This is a genomic window from Mesorhizobium sp. B1-1-6, from assembly GCF_006443035.1.
Classification (GTDB): Bacteria; Pseudomonadota; Alphaproteobacteria; order Rhizobiales; family Rhizobiaceae; genus Mesorhizobium.
On sequence record NZ_VFWR01000047.1, the window covers coordinates 1 to 1,050 of the forward strand.

The following is a 1,050-nucleotide window of genomic DNA, read 5'->3' on the forward strand; positions in this document are numbered from 1 at the left end:
TAGAGCATTTCCTATTTTGGGAGAATCGTAGGATTCCCAAAACCGGATGTTTGTGATTCAAGATGCTGGCTGGATTGGAGGCCAGCATCTGATGACGCGAGCGCTTTCAAATGATCTTCGTGAGCGTGCAGTAGCGGCAGTTGTCGACGGGGAGACCTGCCGTGCGGTTGCCTCGCGCTTTGGCGTTGCGGTTTCCTCTGTGGTGAAGTGGTCGCAGCGTTACCGTGCCACCGGCTCGGTGGCGCCGGGCAAGATGGGCGGACACCGTAAGCGCGTTCTGGAGCCCCATCGGGCTTTCATTGTGGAGCGGATCAATCAGACCTCTGAACTGACGCTGCATCGGCTGAAGGACGAGTTGGATGCGCGCGGGATCAAGGTCTCGCACAATACGGTGTGGCTGTTCTTGAGGCGCGAGGGCCTGAGCTTCAAAAAAAACGCTGTTCGCCCTTGAGCAGGCACGCGCCGATATTGCCCGCAGGCGTCAGCGATGGCGATCCTGGCAGACCGGCCTCGATCCGCAGTGCCTGGTCTTCATCGATGAGACCTGGATCAAGACCAACATGGCTCCGCTGCGCGGTTGGGGGCCGAAGGGCAAGCGGCTGCGCGGCCTGGCTCCGCACGGCCACTGGCGCACGCTGACCTTCCTCGGCGCGCTGCGCTGGGATCGGCTCACAGCGCCTTGCGTCTTCGACGGCCCGATCAACGGCCAATGCTTCCGGGCCTATGTCGAGCAGCAGCTCATCACGGTGCTGAAGCCCGGCGATATTGTCGTCATGGATAATCTGGGAAGTCATAAGTCGGCGGCCATCAGGCAGATGATCAAAGCTGCCGGCGCCAGGCTTTGGTACCTGCCGCCCTATTCCCCGGACCTCAATCCGATCGAGCAGGCCTTCGCCAAGATCAAACACTGGATGCGCCAAGCTCAGAAACGTACAATCGAGGACACTTGGCGCCACATCGGCCACCTCGTCGAAACAATCGAGGCAGCCGAATGCAGGAACTACTTCGAAAACGCAGGCTACGCTTCCGTCAAGATATGAAACGCTCTAG

The 1,050-nt window shown here is 59.8% G+C and carries 1 protein-coding gene; it reads left to right on the top strand.

The annotated features are described in order from the left end of the window. Window positions 1–91: 91 nt before the first annotated feature. Window positions 92–1,040, top strand: a protein-coding gene (locus FJ979_RS32380) for an IS630 family transposase (RefSeq protein ID WP_140501651.1) whose coding sequence is annotated in 2 segments (ribosomal slippage) — window positions 92–427 and window positions 429–1,040 — 948 coding nt in all. Because the reading frame shifts where the segments join, the coding sequence is not laid out codon by codon here. Window positions 1,041–1,050 lie beyond the last annotated feature (10 nt).